The 16,683-nt window shown below is 69.5% G+C and carries 14 protein-coding genes; 9 read left to right on the top strand and 5 right to left on the bottom strand.

What is annotated here, in order from left to right; genetic code table 11:
- The first annotated feature begins 93 nt into the window (after positions 1-93).
- Positions 94-1,131: a polyprenyl synthetase family protein gene (locus F9C12_RS20780; RefSeq protein WP_409183563.1), complete on the top strand. Its 1,038-nt coding sequence runs from the start codon at positions 94-96 to the stop codon at positions 1,129-1,131.
- A gap of 13 nt (positions 1,132-1,144) precedes the next feature.
- A complete protein-coding gene (locus tag F9C12_RS20775; RefSeq protein ID WP_409466941.1) occupies positions 1,145-2,557 on the top strand; it encodes a hypothetical protein in 1,413 nt (470 codons plus the stop codon).
- Between the two features lie 69 nt (positions 2,558-2,626).
- Here F9C12_RS20775 and F9C12_RS20770 read toward each other — a convergent pair whose 3' ends face one another.
- From F9C12_RS20770 to F9C12_RS20755, 4 genes are all read right to left on the bottom strand, one after another.
- Positions 2,627-3,691 (bottom strand): 2-oxoacid:ferredoxin oxidoreductase subunit beta, encoded by a 1,065-nt coding sequence (locus F9C12_RS20770; protein WP_409466940.1) that lies wholly within the window; start codon positions 3,689-3,691, stop codon positions 2,627-2,629.
- Entirely contained in the window at positions 3,688-5,610 is a 1,923-nt protein-coding gene (locus F9C12_RS20765; protein ID WP_409466939.1) for a 2-oxoacid:acceptor oxidoreductase subunit alpha, read from the bottom strand. The genes F9C12_RS20770 and F9C12_RS20765 overlap by 4 nt, the downstream gene beginning before the upstream one ends.
- Before the next feature lie 286 nt (positions 5,611-5,896).
- Positions 5,897-6,658, bottom strand: a complete 762-nt coding sequence (locus F9C12_RS20760; protein ID WP_409466938.1) for an enoyl-CoA hydratase — start codon at positions 6,656-6,658, stop codon at positions 5,897-5,899.
- 57 nt (positions 6,659-6,715) lie between these two features.
- A complete protein-coding gene (locus tag F9C12_RS20755; protein ID WP_037712217.1) occupies positions 6,716-7,159 on the bottom strand; it encodes an Lrp/AsnC family transcriptional regulator in 444 nt (147 codons plus the stop codon).
- 125 nt (positions 7,160-7,284) lie between these two features.
- On the opposite strand from F9C12_RS20755, the gene ddaH reads away from it, so the two are divergent.
- On the top strand, positions 7,285-8,079 hold the full coding sequence (ddaH, locus tag F9C12_RS20750; RefSeq protein ID WP_409467040.1) for a dimethylargininase: 795 nt from the start codon (positions 7,285-7,287) through the stop codon (positions 8,077-8,079).
- A gap of 1 nt (position 8,080) precedes the next feature.
- On the opposite strand, the gene F9C12_RS20745 is transcribed toward ddaH, so the two are convergent.
- A complete protein-coding gene (locus F9C12_RS20745; RefSeq protein WP_409466937.1) occupies positions 8,081-9,106 on the bottom strand; it encodes a hypothetical protein in 1,026 nt (341 codons plus the stop codon).
- A 329-nt stretch (positions 9,107-9,435) separates the two neighbouring features.
- On the opposite strand from F9C12_RS20745, the gene F9C12_RS20740 reads away from it, so the two are divergent.
- From F9C12_RS20740 to F9C12_RS20715, 6 genes are all read left to right on the top strand, one after another.
- Complete coding sequence (locus F9C12_RS20740) at positions 9,436-10,068, top strand: polysaccharide deacetylase family protein (RefSeq protein ID WP_409466936.1); 633 nt, start codon at positions 9,436-9,438, stop codon at positions 10,066-10,068.
- A gap of 146 nt (positions 10,069-10,214) precedes the next feature.
- Entirely contained in the window at positions 10,215-10,901 is a 687-nt protein-coding gene (locus F9C12_RS20735) for a glycoside hydrolase family 75 protein (protein WP_409183555.1), read from the top strand.
- Positions 10,902-11,121: 220 nt separating this feature from the next.
- A complete protein-coding gene (locus F9C12_RS20730) occupies positions 11,122-12,456 on the top strand; it encodes a nucleotide sugar dehydrogenase (protein WP_409466935.1) in 1,335 nt (444 codons plus the stop codon).
- A 130-nt stretch (positions 12,457-12,586) separates the two neighbouring features.
- Entirely contained in the window at positions 12,587-13,660 is a 1,074-nt protein-coding gene (locus F9C12_RS20725; protein WP_409467039.1) for a glycosyltransferase family 4 protein, read from the top strand.
- 137 nt (positions 13,661-13,797) lie between these two features.
- On the top strand, positions 13,798-15,105 hold the full coding sequence (locus F9C12_RS20720) for an exopolysaccharide biosynthesis protein (protein ID WP_409466934.1): 1,308 nt from the start codon (positions 13,798-13,800) through the stop codon (positions 15,103-15,105).
- Positions 15,102-16,682 (top strand): Wzz/FepE/Etk N-terminal domain-containing protein, encoded by a 1,581-nt coding sequence (locus F9C12_RS20715; RefSeq protein WP_409466933.1) that lies wholly within the window; start codon positions 15,102-15,104, stop codon positions 16,680-16,682. Before F9C12_RS20720 ends, F9C12_RS20715 begins: the two co-directional genes overlap by 4 nt.
- Position 16,683: the final 1 nt, after the last annotated feature.

The following is a 16,683-nucleotide window of genomic DNA, read 5'->3' as shown; positions in this document are numbered from 1 at the left end:
CAGCGGGTAAAGGCAGGCCGCGGGGCAACCACTACCCTGAAGGGGGTAACCGACTGGCGAAGAGCGCCACGAGAGAGCGGAGCCGACGTGTCTGTGTCTTCACCACCTCCGGGGGCGGCCCGGGATGGCGCTGTCGAGGACCTGCGCGCGACCGTCGGGCTGCAGATCCAGGACGAGCCGCTGCTGCGCGCCATCGCGGGCGGGCTCGCGGACGTCGAGACGATGCTGCGGGACGTCGTGAAGAGTGACGTGCCGGCGGTGCACGACGCGGCGTTGCACCTGGTCGAGGCCGGGGGCAAACGTTTTCGTCCGCTGTTCACGCTGCTGTCCGCGCAGTTCGGGCCCAAACAGGGCGAGCAGGTGCTGATCGCGGCCGCCGCGGTCGAGCTGGTGCACCTGGCGACGCTGTACCACGACGACGTGATGGACGAGGCGACCATGCGCCGCGGCGCGGAGAGCGTCAACTCGCGCTGGGACAACACCGTCGCCATCCTCACCGGCGACTACCTCTTCGCGCACGCCTCCCGGCTCGTCGCCGACCTCGGCACGGACGCCGCGCGGATCATCGCCGAGACGTTCGGCGAGCTGGTCAGCGGGCAGATGCGGGAGACCGTCGGGCCCGGTCCCGGCGACGATCCGGTCGAGCACTACCTCACCGTCATCGCGCAGAAGACCGGTTCGCTGATCGCGACGTCCGGGCGCTTCGGCGGCATGATGTCCGGCGCGGCCGAGGAGCACATCCAGGCGCTGCGCCGCTTCGGCGACATCATCGGCGCCGCCTTCCAGATCTCCGACGACGTCATCGACATCGCCTCCCCGTCGGTCGAGCTGGGCAAGGCGCAGGGCACTGACCTGCGAGAAGGCGTCCGCACGCTGCCGATGCTGTACGCGCTGGCCGATCCGGACACCGACCCGCGGCTCGTGGAGCTGCTCGCCGGCCCGATCACCGACGACGCTCTGGTGGCCGAGGCGCTCGAGCTGCTGCGCCGTTCCAGCGGCCTCGAACGCGCGCGGGAAACCCTTTCCGACTACGCTTCCCGAGCACGTGCCGAGCTCGCCTCGCTGCCCGCTTCCCCCGCGCGCGACGCTTGCGAGTCGGTCGCCGACTACCTGGTCGCGCGAACGTTCTAAAAGGGGCGTAGAAATGTCCATTTTCGGGCAGGTGTGGCTCTGGAGCCTGCTGGCCTTCATTGTCGGCGCGGTCCTCGCCTGGCTGGTGCTGGCGCGTCCGGCGCGCAAGCGGGTACACGAACTGGAAACGGAACTGGCGAGCGCGCACGCCGACACGGCCCGCGCCGCGGCCAGCACGCCCGCGCGCACCGCGGTGCTGCCGCCCGCGGAGGACTGGACCAGAGACCGCCGCGAGCACGCTCCGACGGAAGTCATCCAGGCGACGAGCGCGTTCGAGCCGGAGGCCGAGTACGACGCGGAGTACCGCACGGCTCCGGAACCAGCTGCCGCCGGGAAGCCCGCGGACTCGGCGGAGGACGACGTCGACGAGGCGTTCGCGCAGGCCGAGGCCCGCGAACAGCAGAACGGTCTTTTCGACAGCGCACCGGCCGAGACCGCTCCGGAAGACTCCGGTTCGGCCTACCGCGCCGCGGCCACCGAGTACCTGCAGCCGGCCGACACCGGTTCGCACCGCGTCGCCGAACCGGCTGAGGAACACGACAGCGGCTACCACCGGGTCGCGGAATCAGCGGACGAGCAGGACAGCGGCTATCACCGGGTCGCGGAACCGGCGGAGGAGCACGACAGCGGCTACCACCGGGCTCCGGAACCGGCCGAGGTTCCCGCGGCGGACTACTCCGAGCCGGAGCGTCCCGATGAGCAGGAACAGAGCCATTCCCTGACCGGGCCCGCCGACGGATTGTCCTCTTTGGAGCGACGACTGGACCCGGCTCCGGTGGACGGCGCCGCCGCGGAATCCGAGCCGGTCTCGTTGTTCCGCCCGGGCCCTGGCCGAGCGGCCGAGCCGGAGCCGGACTGGTTCAGCCAGCCGGACGGGGCGCAGCGATCGCCGTTCGAGGAACCCGCCGAGCCGGCCGTGGGCCACCTCGAAGAGGATTCGACGACCGACCACCTGATCCCGAATCCCGAACCGGCCGCCGAGTCCACAGAGGACACCGCGGAAAGCAGCCAGGGCCTGCCGAAACGGCAGCGCCGCGAATCTCCGCGCGGCGGCTTCGACCCGCCGCGGCCGATCCAGCCGTCGATGCGCCCGGTGGAGCGCCGCGAACCGGATCTGGCAGGCGGGCACAGCGGTTCGCTGTTCGAACCGTCCGTGCAGCCGAACCAGGCCGCGATGGCCGCCCCGGAACCGCCGCCCGCGCGGCAGACCGCGGATGACGCGGTGCCGCCGGGGCCGTTCGGCCCGGGTTCGGCGATGCCGCGGCCGGGTGGCGGCCGTCCGGCGGAGGGGTTCACGGTGAAGGCGAGTGTGACGGCGTTGCGGTATTGCGGGGAGGATTCGCCGCAGTTTCCGAAGATGGTGGCTGAGGTGTGGTTCCGCAGTGCCGCCGATGCTGAGCGGGTCGGGTTCCGGCCCTTGCACTGAGTCCACATAAGACAGAGGCCGCCCTCCCTAATCCGGGAGTGGCGGCCTCTGTCGTAAGTGGACTAAAACCTACGCGACAGTCCAGGTGTCCTTGCCCCGCAACAATCCCTGCAGGTCCGGTTTCCGCGCCGCACGCGCCTGCTCCACCTGGGCTCGCGCCGCGTCGTCGTAGGTGGGGCGTTCTACCTGGCGCAGGATGCCCGTCGGGACGTGGTTCAGGTTCTGGTCGCCCAGGCGGGAAAGCGCGAAGGCGTACGACGTGTCGGCGATCGACGGGTCGTGCACCACCAGGTTTTCCTCGCCGATTTCCGCGACCTTGCCGACATCCAGGCCGCCCCAGTCGCCGCGGCGGACGCCGAATTCGCCTTCCGGGCCGAAGCGGATCGGTTCGCCCGCGCGGAGCGGGATCAGCCGGGACGCGGCTTCGTCCTTGTCCTTCAGCACATCGAACGCGCCGTCGTTGAAGATCGGGCAGTTCTGGTAGATCTCCACCAGCGCCGAACCGCGGTGTTTCGCCGCCGCTTCAAGAACTTCGGTCAAGCCCTTGCGGTCGGAGTCCAGCGCGCGGCCCACGAACGACGCTTCCGCGCCGATCGCCAGCGACAGCGGGTTGAACGGCGTGTCCAGCGAACCCATCGGCGTCGACTTGGTGACCATGCCCTGGCCGGACGTCGGCGAGTACTGGCCCTTGGTGAGCCCGTAGATCCGGTTGTTGAACAGCAGGATCTTGATGTTCACGTTGCGCCGCAACGCGTGGATCAGGTGGTTGCCGCCGATGGACAGCGCGTCGCCGTCGCCCGTCACGACCCACACCGACAGGTCCGGGCGCGTCGTGGCGAGCCCGGTCGCGATCGACGGCGCGCGGCCGTGGATCGAGTGCATGCCGTAGGTGTTGAGGTAGTACGGGAACCGCGACGAGCAGCCGATGCCGGAGATGAAGACGATGTTCTCGCGCTTGAGCCCGAGCGTCGGCAGGAACGACTGCACGGCGTTGAGCACCACGTAGTCGCCGCAGCCGGGGCACCAGCGCACTTCCTGGTCGGACTTGTAGTCCTTGGCCTTCTGCGGTTCGTCGGTGGTCGGCACCAGGTTGATGCCGCCGAGCTGCGGCAGCCCGAGATCGATGGCGGTCACTTGACGCCCTCCGGAACGAGGTTGGCGATGATGTCGGCGAACACGTTCTGCAGTTCCTCGGCCTTGAACGGCAAGCCGGCGACCTTGGTGTGCGAATGCACGTCCACCAGGTACTTCGCCCGCAGCAGCAGCGAGAGCTGACCGAGGTTCATCTCCGGGACCACGACCCGGTCGTAGCGGGCGAGCACCTCGCCGAGATTCTTCGGCAACGGGTTGAGGTGGCGCAGATGCGCCTGCGCGATCGGCATCCCGAGCTTGCGCACCCGGCGGCAGGCCGCGCCGATCGGGCCGTAGGACGAACCCCAGCCCAGCGCCAGCACGCGCGCCTCGCCGGACGGGTCGTCGACCTCGAGGTCCGGCACGTCGATGCCGTCGATTTTCGCCTGGCGCAGCCGCACCATCTTGTCGTGGTTGTCCGGGTCGTAGGAGATGTGGCCGGTGCCGTCGGCCTTCTCCAGCCCGCCGATGCGGTGCTGCAGCCCGGGGGTGCCCGGGATCGCCCACGCCCGCGCGAGCGTCTCCGGATCGCGCACGTACGGCCAGAACTCGCCGGATCCGTTGTCCGAGTTGGATTCCGCCGCGAATTCCACCCGCAGGTCCGGCAGGTCCTCGACATTCGGGACCAGCCACGGTTCGGAGCCGTTGGCGATCGCGCCGTCGGACAGCAGCAGCACCGGCGTGCGGTACTTCAGCGCGATCCGGGTGGCCTCGATCGCCGCGTCGAAGCAGTCGGCGGGCGAGAGCGGCGCGACGATCGGCACCGGCGATTCGCCGTTGCGGCCGAACATCGCCTGCAGCAGGTCGGCCTGCTCGGTCTTGGTCGGCAGGCCGGTGGACGGCCCGCCGCGCTGCACGTCGATGATCACCAGCGGCAGTTCGGTCATCACGCCGAGGCCGATGGTCTCCGACTTCAGCGCCACGCCCGGACCGGACGTGGACGTGATGCCCAGCGCCCCGCCGTAGGACGCGCCGAGCGCGGCCCCGATGCCGGCGATCTCGTCCTCGGCCTGGAAGGTGATGATGCCGTAGTTCTTGTGCTTGGACAGCTCGTGCAGCACGTCCGAGGCCGGGGTGATCGGGTACGTGCCGAGCAGGATCTGCAGCCCGGACTGCTGTCCGGCGGCCACGATCCCGTACGCCAGCGCGGTGTTGCCGGTGATCTGCCGGTAGGTGCCCTTGTCCAGCTTCGCGGGCGCGACCTCGAAGGTGGTCGCGAACGATTCGGTGGTCTCGCCGTAGTTCCAGCCTGCCCGGAAGGCAAGGATGTTGGCCTCGGCGATGTCCGGCTTCTTCGCGAACTTCTCGCGCAGGAAGCGTTCGGTGCCCTCGGTCGGCCGGTGGTACATCCACGACAGCAGGCCCAGCGCGAACATGTTCTTGCAGCGTTCGGCGTCCTTCTTGCCGAGGCCGGTGTCGGCGAGCGCGCCCTGGGTCAGCGTCGACATGGCGACCCGGTGCACCTGGAACGGCGACAGCGAATCGTCGTCGAGCGGGTCGGTCTCGTAGCCGACCTTCACCAGGTTCCGCTTGGTGAACTCGTCGGTGTTGAGGATGATCGTCCCGCCGTGCGGCACGTCGCGCACGTTCGCCTTGAGCGCGGCGGGGTTCATCGCGACGAGCACGTCCGGCCGGTCGCCGGGGGTGAGGATGTCGTAGTCGGCGAAGTGCACCTGAAAGGACGAGACGCCGGGGATGGTGCCCTGCGGCGCCCGGATCTCGGCCGGGAAGTTCGGCATGGTCGACAGGTCGTTCCCGAACGCCGCGGCCTCCGAGGTGAACCGGTCGCCGGTCAGCTGCATCCCGTCGCCCGAGTCGCCGGCAAACCGGATGACCACCCGGTCCAGCTTGTTCACCTCGGTGGACCGGGACGCGGTCAGCGCGCCGTTCCCGGCCGCGCTGCCGTTCGCACTGGTGCTCATGGGTCAGGGAATCCCTCTCTCCCGGCGTGCTGCGGGCCCGGGTCGGCTCCCCGGGGAGCCCGCCGAGGCCTGCTTCCGAGGTTACTCGCCGCGCCCTGGCCTCGGCCCGAGTCCGGCTCAAGTGTGGGGTGTGCAGACCGAATGCCAGCCGGGGTGCCCTCGATCGTAGGGCGTCTGGCGCCGCGGTCCGGAGTGACGCGCGTCTCGTGCCGCCGGCGCGGCACTGACCAGCAGTTTGCTCCAGCTTGAGGGTTCCCGGAATGTGGGAATTTGTGCGCGGCCCGGCTCAGCGGCCGCTGATGCGGGCCTTCATCGCCGCCAGCCGCTCCGCGAATGCCGGTGCGGCCAGCGATTCCAACTGTGGAACGAGTTCGGCGTCGACCGCCGCGGCGTGGTCGGTCAGGCCGCTCGTCTGCCGCATAGTCCGCTTGGTGGACACCACGACCTCGCGCGGAGCGGCGGCCGCCGGGGCGGCGAGGTCGCGGGCGGCCTGGACCAATGCGTCGTGGTCGCCGTCCACCAAGCGCAGCGCGAACCCGGCCCGGACCGCGGATTCCGCGGTAAGGGTTTCGCCGAACAACGCCATCGCGGACGCCTGCTGCGGGCCGAGGATTCGTTGCGACATCCAGGTCATGCCTCCACCGGGATGCAAGCCGAGTTCGAGGAACCGCGGGATGAACTTGGCGTGCGGTCCCACAAGGCGGACGTCGGCGGCCAGCGCGAGGTTCAGACCAGCGCCGACGGCGGCCCCGCCGACCGCGGCGATCGTCGGCAGGCTGCAGCCGGCCACGGCGAGGAAGCCCGCGTACACCGAACGCAGCCCTTCGGCGTCGGCCTTGCCGAGCGCGGTGAGGTCGGCACCCGCGCAGAACGCCGGCGGGGCGCCGGTGACGATCACGGCGTGCACGCTCTCGTCGGCCTCGGCGCGCGCGACCGCGGCGGCCAGCTCGGCGGAGAGGTCGAGGGTGAGCGCGTTGCGGCTCTTCGGGGCGTCGACGGTGAGCAGCGCGACGCCCTGGTCGTGCTCGCTGTGGATGCGGTCGGTCATGCCGGTCAGCATCGCATCGTCGTGAGTGGCGATCACGGTTAGAACCGCGATCGCCACTCACGACGGGGTCGGCGGCCTCTCCAGCAGCCGAGACAGCACCACGGTCGACACCGTGCGGTCGATGATCTCCAGCCCGCGCAGCCGCTCGAGTGCGGTCTCCAGGTGGTGGATGTCGGCGGCGCGCAGGTGGACGATCGCGTCCGCCGCTCCGGACACCGTGTAGGCGGCGACGACCTCGGTCAGCGGTTCCAGCCGGGCCCGGATGCGGCCGGGCGTGACGTTGCCCTGGCAGTGCACCTCGACGAACGCCTCGGTGCCCCAGCCGAGCGCCTCCGGATCGACCACCGCGGTGAAGCCGCGCAGTACGCCGGTTTCCAACAGCCGGTCGACGCGTCGTTTCACTGCCGGGGCGGACAGCCCGACCACCTTGCCGATCTCCGCGTAGCTGGAGCGGGCGTTGGCCACCAGGCAGGAAACGATTCGCTGGTCGATGGTGTTCACACGCAATGTTTAGCACGCAGGTGCGCAGTGAACAGCGATTGATTGCGAGATTAGGTCCACCTTAGCCTGGTTGCATGCAGGGAGAGGTTGTGCCGCCGCGGGTGCCCACGCCCCGCCGTTACCTGATGTGCCCGCCGCGTTATTTCGCCGTCGACTACGCGATCAACCCCTGGATGGACCCCTCGAAGCCGGTCAGCGCGGACGTCGCCGTCGCGCAGTGGACCGAGCTGCGCGACACCTATCGCCGCCTCGGCCACACCGTCGAGGAAATCGACCCGCAACCCGGCCTTCCGGACATGGTGTTCGCGGCCAACTCGGGCACCGTCGTGGACGGGCGCGTGCTCGGTTCGCGGTTCCGCGCCCCGCAGCGCGCCGCCGAGGCGGAGCACTTCCGCCGCTGGTTCCTCGAACACGGCTACCGCGACCTGACGATGCCGGAGAAGATCAACGAGGCCGAGGGCGATTTCGCCTGGACCGGCAAGCTGCTGCTGGCCGGCGCCGGCTTCCGCACCGACCCGGCCGCGCACGCCGAGGCGCAGGAGGTGCTCGGCGTCCCGGTCGTGTCGCTGCGGCTGATCGACCCGCGCTACTACCACCTGGACACCGCGCTGTTCGTGCTCGCCGAGGCGACGGACACGACGACCGCGCAGATCGTCTACTACCCGGACGCGTTCTCGCCGGGCTCGCAGCGCGTGCTGCGCCGGATGTTCCCGGACGCGGTGCTCGCCACCGCGGCCGACGCCGAGTGCTTCGGGCTGAACGGGGTGTCCGACGGCCGCAACGTCGTGTTGCCGGTGGAGGCGACCGACCTGGGAGCCCGGCTCGCCGAGCGGGGTTACGAGCCGGTGTACGTGGACATCTCGGAGCTGCGGAAGGCCGGCGGCGGGCCGAAGTGCTGCACGCTGGAGATCCGCAAGTAGGTCAGTGCGGGTACTCCGCCGGGTCGATCGCGCTCTGCTCCGGGAACGGCCCGGAGGGGAGCGCGGCCGGGTCGATCGTGCGCACGGTGAGCTCGAGGTTGGTGTGGGTGTACCCGTTTTCGTCGAGCTGGGCGGGAACGCCGAACTTCGAGAACGAGCAGTCGCGGGTGAACCGCCCGGTCGCGGCGTCCCAGTCGAAGCCGCCGGTGCTGTAGGCGGTGTAGTGGCCGTTCGCGATGCCGCCCGCCGAGGCGGTGGCTCCGGCCTTGACGTACACGGTGAACACCGGGCGCGAGCCGTCCGCCAGCGTCACGGCCTGGTCGGTGCCGGAGAGGTTCTTGACGGAGATGGTGTTCTTGCCGCCGCCCGCGCCGGTGACGACCGTTTCGTTCGCGAGGCCGCGGTTCGGTTCCGGCTGGGGGCCGGGGAACAGCGGGCCGAGACGGTAGGGGTGGGCCGGGTCGGCGGTGGCCAGCTTCGCGAGGCTTTCGCGCAGGCCCGCGACGGCTTCGTCGCGGCTCAGCACCGACATGGCGGAAAGGCCGCCGCACAGCTTGTTGTCGAAGGTCGGCGCGATGACCTTCGGGAGCGCGCTGGCGCTGACCACGTTGAGGTCGGTGCGCAGCTCCCGGTGGGCGGCGCGGACGGCGTCCGGGGGCGTGGCGGCGTCGAGCTGGCGGGCGGCCTGGTTGAGCGCGTCGCTGAGCGCCGTGCCCGCGTCCCGGAGCGCGGCGGCGGTGGTCGCCCGTCCGAGCCGCTCGACCGCCGGGGTGATCGACGCGCCGAGGTCGGTGAGGAGCTTCTGGTAGCCGGCCGGGTCGAGCGGGGCCGAGGAGGCGGTGCTGCTCGGCGGGAGAGAGGTCGTGGGGCTGAGGCTCGCGGGAGCGCTGCTCGGCGCGGGCTCGGCAACCGGGTCGTCGTCCGACCGGGTCGTCAGGTGGATCACCAGCGCGGTGCCGAAGACGACGACCACGATGGCCGCGGCGATCGGCCGGGGCGACAGCTGCAGGCGGGAAAAGCTGGGCACTGGCCGATTTTTCCGGGTGGGACGGAGGTGCCGGGTCGGTAGTTTTGCCGAGTCCGGCTGCTTCGGTCCGGCAGGGAAGCCGCGCAGGCAGCCCGCCCGGATGGCGGCGGACGCGGTGCTGGGCGGGGCACTAGCACCGCAATCATTGAATCTTCACCCAAACGTGTGAAGATGGCAGCTGTCTACAAGTGTGGACGTATTCCGATTTTCCTGCGTAAGTGTTTCCCCTGTGCTGGAAGTGTGCTGTTGACCATGGGATCGGCACCGGTAACTACTCCGTTTGCGAATCCGATTAATCGGGTACGGTACGACGGACGGGAGGCGGCGCGATGATCACCTTTGCGGTGCACGGCATTGGCAAACCCCAGCGGTCGCTCGATCCGGGCGAGGACGAGCGGTGGATCACCGTCGAGCAGTTCGACACGCTGCTGGACGTCGTCTCCGGGACGGGTGCGCGGCTCACTTTCGACGACGGCAACTCCTCCGACGTCGAGATCGCGCTGCCCCGGCTGGTCGAGCGCGGGTTGTATGCCGAGTTCTTCCCGTTGGCCGGGCGGGTCGGCGAGCGTGGCTATGTCGACCGCGACGGCCTGCGGCAGCTCGTGGACGCGGGGATGCACGTCGGGTCGCACGGATGGGACCGGCTGGACTGGCGGCGGTTGGACGGTTCGTTCGCGGTGCGCCGGGAGCTGGACGAGGCGCCGCGGTTGCTGGAGGAATTGAGCGGTACTCCGGTGCGGCGGTTTTCGCTGCCGGAGGGCCGGTTCGACCGGCGGGTGCTGACGCATTTGCGCGAGGCCGGTGCGACGCGGGTGTACGCGAATGTCGGCGGGGTGCGCGGGGCGGCGCTGGTGCGGCCCCGGACGGAGATCCGGTCGGACCTGAACTCCAGCTGGGCCGAGGCGGTGAGCCGCCGTCCGCGTCGGTTCCCCGGACGCTGGGCTTCCCGGCCCGGGCGATAGTGCGGCCAAGGCAGGCGAGGTTTTCCGGGCTGGTCGGTTCGGCGGGAAAAAACACCCTCTTTCGGCGGGTTGTGACCGCATCCGTTCGGCGGCATCCTGAGCGCGCGCCGCCGTAAGGAAAGTTTCCTAATAAACAGGGAGCGTCGATGCGGAAACTCGTCCTGCTCGCGATTCTGGCGATAGCCGCCGCCGTCCTGCCCGCCGCGCTCGCCTCCGCGGCGACCCCCGCCCCGGAAGCGGTTCAGGCAGGCCCCACCGCGGACCAGATCCTCGCCAAGGTGGCCTCCTGCAAGCAGATCTCCAACGGCAAATACAAGACCGACGAAGACTCCGGCAGCGCGACCGTCCCGGTCTGCGACGCGGGCAAGGCAGTCTTCTGGAAAGCCGATATGGACATCGACTGCGACGGCCAGCGCACCACCCAGTGCAACGAGAACACCGACTGCTGCTTCTACCCCGACACCGCCTTCCCGCAGTCCGACGGGAAACCGCTCAACGCCGCCAAGCTCCCGTACATCGTCGTTCCCAGTTCGAGCGGCATCTGGAATTACGCCAACTCCGGCCTCCGCGGCGGCGGGTCTTGCGCGGTGATCTACAACGGCAAGGTCGAGTACGCGGTCATCGGAGACACCGGGCCGAACAAGATCATCGGCGAGGCGTCGTACGCGACGGCCAAGGATCTGGGCATCAATCCGGACCCGAAGAACGGCGGGGTCGACTCCGGCGTGACCTACGTGTGCTTCAAGAACTCGACGGTGAACCCGATCGAAGAGCACGCCGCGGCCACGAGTACGGGACAAAAGCTGGCTTCAGCGTTCGTCGGCGGAAACTGAATTTTTCGAAGCTTCGGAAGGCAATCACTGCCCTTTCCGGACAACCGTGGGCAAATTCCCCTGCCGGTACGGCCGGATGGGGTAACCGCCGGTCCGGTGGGCGGGTCAAGGCGGGAATCCGTGCGGCGACACGGGTTCCCGCCTTGTTTCGCGGAACCGGTAACGAAGCCCGTCCGCGCTCCGACCAATGAGCAGCGAGCGGTCGGGCGGAGGTTCCGTTGTGAAGATCAGCGTCTTCGGGCTGGGATACGTGGGGTGCGTATCCGCGGCTTGCCTGGCGGGAGAAGGACACGAGGTCGTCGGGGTAGACGTCAATCCGGCGAAGGTGGATCTCGTGCGGGCCGGCAAGGCACCGGTGGTCGAGGAACGGATCGGGGAATTGACCGCGGAGGTGGTCGAGTCCGGGGCGTTGCGCGCGACCACGGAGGTGGCCGAAGCGATCCTCGAGACCGACGTTTCCCTGGTGTGCGTCGGCACGCCGTCCGCGCCCAACGGGAGTCTTTCCACCGAGTATCTGCAACGCGTCGCCGAGGAGATCGGGGTCGCGTTGAAAGAACGAAAAGCATTGGGGGACAACGAGATCCGGCATACCGTCGTGTTCCGGAGCACGATGCTGCCGGGCACCTGTCTCGGGCTGCTCGTGCCGATCTTGGAAAAGCACAGCGGCGGTACCGCGGGGGTCGACTTCGGGGTCGCGGTGAACCCGGAATTCCTCCGCGAGGGCACCAGCGTGCGCGACTTCTTCCAGCCGCCGAAAACGGTGATCGGCGAGTTCGATCCGGCCAGCGGCGACGTCGTGGCGAAGCTGTACGACGGGTTGCCCGGCGACGTGTTCCGGGTGCCGATCCCGGTCGCGGAGATGACGAAGTACGCGGACAACGCTTTCCACGGCGTGAAAATCGGTTTCGCGAACGAACTCGGCGCGATCTGCCGGGCGCTCGGGCTGGATTCGCATCAGGTGATGGACGTGTTCCTGGCCGATCGCAAGCTCAACATCAGCCCGGCGTACCTGCGGCCCGGATTCGCTTTCGGCGGCTCCTGCCTGCCGAAGGACCTGCGCGGGCTGGTCTACGCCGCGCGGCAGGCGGACGTCTCGGTGCCGTTGCTCGCCCACGTGCTGCCGTCGAACGCCGAACATCTCCACCGCGCGTTCGAATTGGTCGCGCGGACCGGGAAACGCAAGGTCGGGCTGTTCGGCTTGTCCTTCAAACCGGGCACCGACGATCTGCGCGAGAGCCCGCTGGTCGAACTCGCGGAACGCTTGCTCGGCAAGGGATACGACCTCAAGATCCACGACGCCAACGTCAGCCTTTCGCGGTTGATGGGGGCCAACCGCGAGTACATCGAAAGCCGGCTGCCGCATCTCGGGCAGCTGCTCGCCGGGTCGGTGCGGGAGGTGCTCGACCACGCCGAGGTGTGCTTGATCGGCACCTCGGACCCGGAGGTGCTGGCCGCTCTGCCGCACGGGAGCGGGCCGCTGCTGGTCGATCTGGTCCGCGTCCCGGACGCCGCCGCGCGCCGGGCGGAAGAGGGGTACGTCGGCCTTGCCTGGTGAGGGCTTTTCCGAAAACGAAATCCTGCGGAACCGGGTCGCGCTGATTCTCGTGGAGAATCTGTCCGTGCCGTTCGACCGGCGCGTATGGCAGGAATGCCAGACCCTGCGCGACGCCGGGATGACGGTGCACGTGATCTGCCCGCGGGGCACGAAACGGGACACCGAGGCCGAGATCGTCCTCGACGGGGTGCACATTCACCGGTATCCGCTCCAGGCGGCGACCGGCGGGCCCGCCGGGTACGCACGCGAGTACGGATCCGCGCTCTGGCACACGTTCCGGCTCGCGCGCAAGATCGGCCGGGTCGACGTCGTGCACGCCTGCAACCCGCCGGATCTGCTCTTTCTCGTCGCCCGGATGCTGCGAAGACGGGGCGCGAAGTTCATTTTCGATCAGCACGACCTGGTGCCGGAACTGTATTTGTCGCGCTTCGACCGCGGGCAGGATTTCCTTTACCGCGGCGTTTGTGCGTTGGAACGCGCCACTTATCGCGCGGCCGACGTCGTGCTGGCGACCAACGAGAGTTATCGGCAGGTCGCGCGGATCCGCGGCGGCAAGCGTCCCGAGGACGTGTTCGTGGTCCGCAGCGCGCCGGTCGTGGAGCGGTTCCACGAGGTTCCGGTGGAGCCGGAACTCAAGCGCGGCAAGCCGAATCTGCTGTGCTACCTCGGCGTGATGGGCCCGCAGGACGGCGTGGACTACGCCCTGCGCGCGCTCGCTTCCCTGCGCGACGAGGTGGGACGCGACGACTGGCACGCGGTGTTCGTCGGGGCGGGCGACACGTTCGACGAGATGGTCGCGTTGTCGCGTGAGCTGGGTTTGTCCGGGCAGGTGGAATTCACCGGCCGGGTGTCGGACGAGGATCTGCTGCGGTATTTGTCGGCGGCGGACGTGTGCCTTTCGCCGGATCCGCTCAACCCGCTCAACGACGTGTCGACAATGAACAAGGTCATGGAGTACATGGCCATGGGCAAACCGATGGTGTCGTTCGCATTGCGCGAGGCGCGGGTGTCGGCGGGCGAGGCCGCGCTTTACGCGCCGGCCAACGACATCGCGGAGTTCGCGAAGCTCGTCTCCCTGCTCCTGGACGACCCGGAGCAGCGGGAACGGATGGGAAAGCTCGGCAGGGAACGCGTGCGCGGACCGCTCGCCTGGGGAAATTCGCAGGCGGCGTTGATCAAGGCGTACGAGCGTGCGCTGGGTTGAGCTGGGTCGCGTTTCGAACAAGGTTCGGCCGGATGGTGTAACCAACCGGTGCGGTGCCGCGACGGGGTCAATGACCCGTGCGTCGGCCCGTGAGGGGAGACCTGGTTTTGAGTGACGAAACAATACGCCTCTCCGTCGTGGGGAAGGTGGTGCGCCGGCGCTGGCGAGCATTGCTGTTGCTCGCGGTAGTCGGCGCGGGTGTCGGGGCCGGGGCTTCCACCGTGCTTTCCCCGGGCTACGAGGCGCAGGCCAGTGTGCTGCTGCAGGGGCCGCGGCAGCCGGACGAACTGCTCACCGAAGCGCAGGTGGCGACCAGTTCGGTGGTGCTCGACCGGGCGTCCGCGGCGCTGGGGCTCGGGATTCGCGGCACGGATCTGCAGAAGTCGGTCGCCGCGTCCGTCGCGCAGGGCAATGTCGTGACGATCACCGCGAAAGGCTCCAGCCCGGAACGCTCGCAGCAGCTGGCTGACCAGGTCGCGGGCGAATTCGTGAAGTATTCGACGCAATTGCTCGGAAATTCCGCCGACCAGGCCGCGCAGCTCGCGCAACAGCAGAAGGAAGCGCTGCGGCAGCAGATCACCCAGACCAACCAGCGGATCCTCGACCTGTCGAAGGCCGTGGCGAACGGCGATTCCGTCGAGGGCGTGCAGGCCCGCACCACGTTGCAGGGCTTGCGGACGGCGCTGGAACAGGCGGTCAACAACCTCAACGCGGCGGACGCGGCGACCGGCGCGGGCAACATGGTCGTGCTCGGCCCGTCCGAACGGCCGTCTTCGCCGTCCGCGCCGACGCTCCCGCAGTTGACGGCCGGCGGCGCGGTGCTGTTCTTCGTGCTCGGGGTTCTGGCCTACCTGTTCGGGGCGCGGACGGATCGGAGGCCGCGCAGCGAAGGCGAAATCGGGGCCGCGCTGGGTGCGCCGGTGCTGGCGAGCATCGACATCCCGGCGGCTTCGGACGCACCGGTGAAGTGGTGGCGGAAGGCGGTCGGAAACGCCCAGCCGTGGAATCTGCCCGAGGTGCCGGCGTCGGCGGACGAAGCGGCGCGCGAGGTGCGGTACCGCCGCGTGCTCGCGCGGCTGGGCGCGGACCGCGACGGAGTGTTGCGGCTGCTGATCCTTGTTCCGCGCGGGGACGCCTCGGCGCGGAAGGTCGCGGAGCAGTTCGCGGACACCGCGCGCGGCGACCGCCTTCGCGTCGAGGTGGCGGTAACGGAAATCGAAGTGGTACCCGGGGCGCAGCCGATCGTGCCGGACGGAACGGCAGGGGTGCTCGTGGTGGTGTCGCTCGGTTCGCACAACGCGTGGGAATTGGTTTCGATTTCGGAGGCTTGCTCGGACGCCGGGCACGAAATTCTCGGTGCCGTGCTGGCCCGGGAGGTTCACCTGGCCGGCGGGCCGAAGCCGGCCGCGAAGCAGCGCACCGGCGAGCTGGCGGGTGCGCGATGAGCGCGGGACAGGTCCAGCCGCTGGTCGACCTCCAGCGGCTGGTGGTCGCGCTGCGGCGCAAGCGGCGGTTCTGGCTGACGACCGCGCTGGCCGGGTTGGTCCTCGGCTGCGCGGTGGCGATTCTGCTGCCCGCGCCGCCCACCGCGGTCACGAAGATCATGGTGATCCACCCGGACGATTCGCCGACCGACAGCGGCACGCTGATGCGTACCGACGTCGCCGTGCTTTCGACGGCGAACATGGCGGCGGACGCGCTGAAACGGATCAATAGCACCGAATCGCCGTCGGATTTCCTGAAGGATTACGCCGGGCTCGGTCTCACCAACAACGTCCTGCAGGTGACGGTCAAGGCGAAGACCAAGGACGACGCGGTCGCGAAGGCGAAAGCGCTCGCGGACGCGTTCATCGCCAATCACACCCAGCGCACGCAAGCAGCCGCGACTGGCCGCTCGAAAGCGTTGCTGCAGCAGCGGGATCAGGCGCAGGCGCAGCTGGCGGACATCGACAACCAGGCGGCGACGGAGGTGGCGAAGGGCCGCAACTCCAACGCGGGCGCGCTGGAGCAGCTTTACACCCAGCGCGCGAACCTGGTGTCGAAGATCGCCGATCTGCAGAACCAGGCGCAGCAGGCCGGGATCGGGTCGCCGGAGGTCATCGCCGGGACGCAGATCGTGGACGCGCCGGCGATCCAGCCGGTCTCGAAGCTGAAGGCTTACGGCACGCCCGCCGGGGTCGGGCTGGCGCTTGGCCTCGCGCTTGGGCTCGCGTTCGCCGCGGTGACCGCGTTGGTCCGGGACCGGCCGGTCTTGCGCCGCGAAATTTCGCAGCACCTCGGGGCTTCGGTGATCGCGCAGGTCGGCGTGAAACCGATCGGCCCGGCGAGGCTGTGGCGGCGGTCGAAGGCGGTCACCGACACCAGCCGGGTCGCGCTCACGCTCGCGCGGGCGGCTCGGGAGGACCGGGCTTCGCTGTCGCTGCTGGAAATCGGCGCGGCCGCGACCGCGGCGGAGCTGGCGGTGGAACTCGGCCGGTCGCTGGCCGAGGACGGGCCGGTGGTGCTCGTGGACGACCTGCCGGGCAAGGACGTGTCGAAGCTGCCGGTGGAGGGGAACGTCCAGGTCGTCGAGGCCGGCGACCCCGCGGTGGCGCGGGCGGTGCGCCGGGTCGGGGTCGGCACGGCCGCTCCGGGCACGGCGTGGACCGATCTGTCGGCGCTCGGCGCGGAGACCGTGCTGGTGGTGCGTGCCGGGTTCGCGAACACGCAGTGGCTGCACACCGTCGCGCGGCAGCTCGCCGACTGCGGCGTGCCGATCCTTGGCGTGGTGCTGGTCGATCCGGATCCGAAGGACCGCACCGACGGCACCCTCTGGGACGGGCTGCACACCGCGTTGCGCGGGCGGGCCGCGGTGGTCGCGAAGAAACGGCGCGAGGTGGTCGAGCTGGAACTGCGCGACGAGACCAGGCCGATCGAATGGCCGACGAAGCGGGACACCGAGCGCAGGCTCCGCCCGGTCACCCGGATGGACGTGGATCCGGACGCACCGACGAGGCGGCTCAAACCCGTCCAGGAAAGCTAGG

It is taken from the genome of Amycolatopsis sp. GA6-003, from assembly GCF_046267895.1.
Lineage (GTDB): Bacteria > Actinomycetota > Actinomycetes > Mycobacteriales > Pseudonocardiaceae > Amycolatopsis.
The sequence above is the reverse complement of the archived record's forward strand: the minus strand, read 5'-3'. Positions and strand labels throughout refer to the sequence as shown.

Coding starts and splice junctions, on each gene's coding strand:
- F9C12_RS20775 (WP_409466941.1), top strand. CDS start 1,145: ATGTCCATTTTCGGGCAGGTGTGGCTCTGGAGCCTGCTGGCCTTCATT.
- F9C12_RS20765 (WP_409466939.1), bottom strand. CDS start 5,610: ATGAGCACCAGTGCGAACGGCAGCGCGGCCGGGAACGGCGCGCTGACC.
- F9C12_RS20760 (WP_409466938.1), bottom strand. CDS start 6,658: ATGACCGACCGCATCCACAGCGAGCACGACCAGGGCGTCGCGCTGCTC.
- ddaH (WP_409467040.1), top strand. CDS start 7,285: ATGTGCCCGCCGCGTTATTTCGCCGTCGACTACGCGATCAACCCCTGG.
- F9C12_RS20740 (WP_409466936.1), top strand. CDS start 9,436: ATGATCACCTTTGCGGTGCACGGCATTGGCAAACCCCAGCGGTCGCTC.
- F9C12_RS20735 (WP_409183555.1), top strand. CDS start 10,215: ATGCGGAAACTCGTCCTGCTCGCGATTCTGGCGATAGCCGCCGCCGTC.
- F9C12_RS20715 (WP_409466933.1), top strand. CDS start 15,102: ATGAGCGCGGGACAGGTCCAGCCGCTGGTCGACCTCCAGCGGCTGGTG.